Origin of the sequence: Caballeronia sp., assembly GCF_049581465.1 — a bacterium.
In the GTDB taxonomy this organism is placed as follows: domain Bacteria; phylum Pseudomonadota; class Gammaproteobacteria; order Burkholderiales; family Burkholderiaceae; genus Caballeronia.
Genome location: NZ_JBAUSA010001057.1, coordinates 1 through 5,135 on the forward strand (window position 1 = coordinate 1; position 5,135 = coordinate 5,135).

Below are 5,135 nucleotides of genomic sequence, written 5' to 3' on the forward strand. Positions count from 1 at the left end.
CGCTCGTAAGAATGAGGTGAACCACGACTTTGCGCCCGCCATGAGTGAGTTTCGTCTGGCCGATTAGGCGCTGCTGCTGGCTGTGAGGGTGGGGTGCTGTCTGCGGCGAGTGTGGGGTGCTGTTCGCGGCGAGTGTGGGGAGAGCGTTGAGTCCTTCTTCTCGCGTGGTGGTTCTGCTTAAGTCGGATTTTCTTGCTTATTTCTGTTAGCCCCTATCCGGGGCGGGACTTCGTTTCTTTGCAAACGCGCAAAGAAACGAAGCAAAGAAACGCGTTCAAACCGCGAATACCTCAGTGTCGTCGTTGCTCCATTTCAGGTTTTTGGCACGAATGTAGCACGGCCCCCATCCATCAACGCTCAGTCGAACACCACCCCCAAACACGCACCGCACGCACACGCTTCGCCTCAACGGCCGTGACTCGTGTGTGCTTGTCGCATCACGCCCCCCTTGTATTTAAGCGCCTACCCTAAATCTTGCGCTCCCCCTGCCGTTATCAGGTAATCGACGCCTACGAATCGATGTGGGAACTCGCGCCAAGCCTGCGCAGCCCCCACCCCCCGCAGTGGCCTTCGGACCCATGAAATCAATTTTCTCCAGCCGGCTTTTGCTCAATATCGCCATCGTCCTGCTCGCGGTCGGCGCAAACGCGTTCGTGGCCTACGAACAGATCGACGTGCAAAGCAAAGCGGACGCCCGCACGCTGCGCTCGCTCAGCCTGATGCGCGACCTGGACGCGTATCGCAGCGCGCTCGGCGAAGGCCTGCCCGCCATCGGCCAATACGAGGCAACTGGCACCCTCGATTCACCCGAGCGTCGCGCCGCGCACGTCGAACACATCGACGCGCTGGAAAGCGGCCTGCGCGCACAGTTCGCCTTCGAACCGGGCATGAAGGGCGCCTTCGACCTGCTCGCCAATAGCGCCCACGTCGCCAAACGCGATACGCATGCGGCGTTCGAACGCGCATCCGCCGACGCCCCCAGGGCAAACCGCGAATGGGCGCGCGACGCGATCGTGCAACTCGGCAAAGACCAGCAGTCTCTCGACATCGAACTCGCCGTGCTGCGCGCTCACGAAGCCGATTCGCTCGGCGCCACACTCAGCGACTCCGCTCTCGCGTCCAGCCACGCAGTCCTGCTGCTGATCCTCACCATGCTGACCGGCAGCGCCGTGCTCATCTATACCTTCGCAAGCCACGAAAAATCGACGCGCGACAAGCTGCGCATCGCCCGGGCAATGCAGCACAGCAACGAGCGCTTTCGCGGCCTGTTCGACGCGCATCCGGTGCCAATGTGGATCGCCGATAGCGAGACGTATCGTGTGGTCGCAGTGAATCCGGCCGCGATCGCGCATTACGGATACAACGAACTCGAGTTTCTCAAGCTGTCGGTGCGCGACCTTCACGCCGATGACGACTTCGAACGCCTCGCCACGACGCTCGCCCGCGCCCGCGCCGATCAACGTGGCACGCAGCGTCCGGCGGGGGTTTGGCGGCATCGGCGCAAAGACGGCTCGCAGGTGAGCGCCGATTTGTCGTGCCATGCCCTGAATTTTTCGGGGCGTCCAGGCATTTTCATGCTGGCGAGCGACGTGACGGACCGGATCAACGCCGAGACCGAAGCACGGCGCTCGCAGCAGATGCTGGAATCGCTCATCGACAGCATTCCCCAGCGGATTTTCTGGAAGGATCTCGAGTCGCGTTATCTCGGTTGCAATGCCGCTTTTGCGCGCGACGCCGGTCTCGCATTCAAGGAAATGGTGATCGGTTTGACCGACGGCGACCTGCCCTGGTCGAGCTCGTCCCCGCAACTTCACGCTGACGATATCGAGGTGATGGAGTCAGGCCAGCCGAGCATGAATCAGGAGCTCGACCTGGAATGGGATGGCGACATGCGCACGCTCATTACGAGCAAATTGCCGCTGATGGACGGGGAAGGGCGGGTTATCGGGGTGCTCGGTTCCTATAACGATACGACCGACAGCAAACGCCGCGAATTGGCGCTGCGCCTTCAAAGCCGCGCGCTCGACGCTTGCGTGAACGCCGTCCTGATTACGGCAGTCGACGGCAAAGGCAATACGATCGAGTACGCGAATCCAGCGTTCAAGCGCATCACGGGCTACGATCCGGCCGAAATCGTAGGGCGCGATTGCCGCTTCCTCCAGCGCGATGACCTCGATCAGGAAGGGCTCAACGCGATTCGCTCGGGGCTCGCCGCGAACCGCGAAGTGAGCGCGGTGCTGCGCAATTATCGCAAGGACGGCGCGCTCTTCTGGAACCAGCTTTTCATCGCCCCGGTCCCGGACGCGTTGGGATACACGACGCATCACGTCGGCGTGATCAATGACGTGACCGACGTCGTGCGATACCAGGAGCAGCTCGAATATCAGGCGAATTACGACACGCTCACGCGCTTGCCCAACCGCAATTTGCTGCGCGACCGTTTAGAAAGCGCCATCGACCAGGCGCGTCTGCGCGATACGACGCTGGCCGTGGTTTTCGTCGATCTGGACGGCTTCAAGAACGTCAACGACAGCCTGGGACATAGTATCGGCGACCGTTTGCTGGCCGTGGTCGCCGAGCGCCTCGCGCGCTGTGGCCGCTCCGGCGATACGGTTGCCCGCCACGGCGGCGACGAGTTCGTGGTGGTGCTGCCCGATCTCACCGACGAACACGCGTTGATCGCATGGATGGAACGGGTGCGCGCGACAATCTCGGACCCGGTCTGGCTCGACGGCACCGAGATGTACGTCGGCTGCAGCATGGGCGCAAGCCTCTTCCCGCAAGACGGCGACGACGCCGAAACCGTGCTCAAGAAAGCCGATCTCGCGATGTATCGCGCGAAGGACATGGGGCGCAACACGTATCAGTTCTACCAGCCGGAAATGAATGCGAGCGTCGGCGCGCGCATGAACGTCGAGCGGCGTCTGCGGCGGGGCTTGCGCGACAACGAATTCCTGTTGCACTACCAGCCGCAGGTCGATCTCGCGTCGGGAGCAATCGTCGGCACGGAAGCGCTCGTGCGCTGGATGGACCCGGAGTTCGGGCTGGTGTCGCCGGCGTCCTTCATTCCGGTCGCGGAGGAGTGCGGACTGATCGGGCCGTTGTCCGAATGGGTTCTGCGCGAAGCGTGCCGCCAGAACAAGGCGTGGCAGGACGAGGGATTGCCGCCGGCGCGCGTCTCGGTGAATTTGTCGGCCAGGCAATTCCAGCAGCGCGATGTCGCCGTGCTGGTGAAATCGGTACTCGCCGAAACAGGACTAGAGCCCAAGTATCTCGAACTCGAACTCACCGAAAGCGCCATCATGCGCAACGCCGAAGAGGCCGTGACCATGTTGTCCGAATTGGCCGCGCTAGGGATCGGCATTGCCATCGACGACTTCGGGACGGGCTATTCAAGCCTCAGCTACCTGAAGCGCTTTCCCGTGGATCGGCTGAAGATCGATCGTTCGTTCGTGGCCGATATCGGCGGGTCGGTCGAGGACGAGACCATTACCTCGGCGATCATCGCGCTCGCACATTCGCTCGATTTGCAGGTGATCGCGGAGGGCGTGGAGACGACCGCGCAACTGGAATTCCTGGTTGCCCGCGAGTGCGACGAGATGCAGGGGTTCCTGTTCTCGCGTCCCGTGCCGGCCGACGAAATCCCTGCGTTGCTGCAGCGCAGTAACGGCGGCGGCAACGGGATCCGCGCGGCCAAGACCGTTCAGACGACGGCGGGCAAGGCGCGTGGGCGCCGGTCGCTATCGGTTGCTACATAGGTCAGCGTGGCTTCGGTCACCTTGACCACGTCTTCGGTGAGGCTCATGCGCTGCGCGTAGACCTCGACCGATACCGTCACCGATGTATTGCCCGTCTTCACGATATCCGTGTAAAAGCTCAGCAAGTCGCCGACAAACACGGGCTGCTTGAACACAAACGAATTCACGGAGATGGTTGCCACGCGTCCGTTGGCGCGGCGGCTCGCGGGAATCGATCCCGCGATATCCACCTGCGCCATGATCCAGCCGCCGAAGACATCGCCGTGGACGTTGGCGTCTGAGGGTTGCGGCATCACGCGTAGCGCGACTGGCTTGTTCGGAAGTTGCAGGGTTTCGGTCACAGGAGCAATTCCATGAAAGTGAGACGGGACGCACGTCAGCGCGGTGTTGCGCCTTCTGCGACAATGCGTGGTTAGACGATGCCGGCGCCCCGTTCAACGGGCTTTCAGTCCGAGTTCCGGTTGGGCGCCGTTTCCGCGCTGTTGCAGGACTTTTGCGTGTGCGGGAAACATCGAATTGTACGGGAACGCCTGCAATTTTGAGACGGGCGGCCGCCTCGCGATACCCCTCTCGTCCGCCCCGTTTTATATGTTGGAACGCGCGGCCCGGACCTATGCAGACTCGAAACCATGCGCCGCAATTCTCCTTCTGAACCTCGTCCCGTCGCCATAGGTCCCCGCAACGACTGGCAGACGATCCGCTCGCTGCTGCCTTATCTCACCACATATAAGTGGCGCGTCGCGTTTGCGCTGACGTGCCTGATCGGTGCGAAGGTGGCGAATCTCGGCGTGCCGATCGTGATGAAGAAGATCGTCGACAGCCTCAGCGCCGTCCAGCACCTGACGGCGCTTGGGCGCACGCAGGATTCGGCTGCGATCGTATTGATCGGGGGCATGGGATTGCTGGTCGTGGCGTACGCCGTCGTGCGGTTGTGCACATCGCTTTTCACTGAACTGCGCGAAATACTCTTCGCCAAAGTCACCGAAAGTGCGGTGCGGCAACTCGCGTTGAAGGTCTTCCGGCATCTGCATTCCTTGTCCCTGCGATTTCATTTGGACCGGCAGACTGGCGGCATGTCGCGCGATATTGAACGCGGTACGCGAGGCATTCAGCAACTTGTTTCTTATTCGTTGTTCAGCATCCTGCCGACGCTCGTGGAAGTCGGGCTCGTTCTTGTATTTTTTGTTGCGAAGTACGAAGCGTATTACGCGATCGTTACGTTCATTGCATTGGCTACATACATCGTATTCACGATCAAGCTGACCGAATGGCGCACGCATTTTCGACGCACGATGAACGAGCTCGATTCAAAGGCCAACTCGCGTGCCATCGATTCGTTGTTGAACTACGAGACCGTGAAGTATTTCGGCAATGAGG

At 61.2% G+C, this 5,135-nt stretch carries 3 protein-coding genes; 2 read left to right on the forward strand and 1 reads right to left on the reverse strand.

Features of this window, described 5'->3' with window-relative positions:
- Positions 1 to 578: 578 nt before the first annotated feature.
- Complete coding sequence (locus tag WCA53_RS25870) at positions 579 to 3,758, forward strand: sensor domain-containing protein (RefSeq protein WP_423917133.1); 3,180 nt, start codon at positions 579 to 581, stop codon at positions 3,756 to 3,758.
- Here WCA53_RS25870 and WCA53_RS25875 read toward each other — a convergent pair.
- Positions 3,704 to 4,099: an acyl-CoA thioesterase gene (locus WCA53_RS25875; protein WP_423917137.1), complete on the reverse strand. Its 396-nt coding sequence runs from the start codon at positions 4,097 to 4,099 to the stop codon at positions 3,704 to 3,706. The two genes, WCA53_RS25870 and WCA53_RS25875, sit on opposite strands and share 55 nt — an antisense overlap.
- A gap of 288 nt (positions 4,100 to 4,387) precedes the next feature.
- Here WCA53_RS25875 and WCA53_RS25880 point away from each other — a divergent pair.
- A partial coding sequence (locus WCA53_RS25880; RefSeq protein WP_423917140.1) for an ABC transporter transmembrane domain-containing protein occupies positions 4,388 to 5,135 on the forward strand: 748 nt, incomplete at its 3' end.

Bases quoted from the DNA above. Each gene is read 5' to 3' on its own strand.
- WCA53_RS25870 (WP_423917133.1), top strand. From the start codon at position 579: ATGAAATCAATTTTCTCCAGCCGGCTTTTGCTCAATATCGCCATCGTC.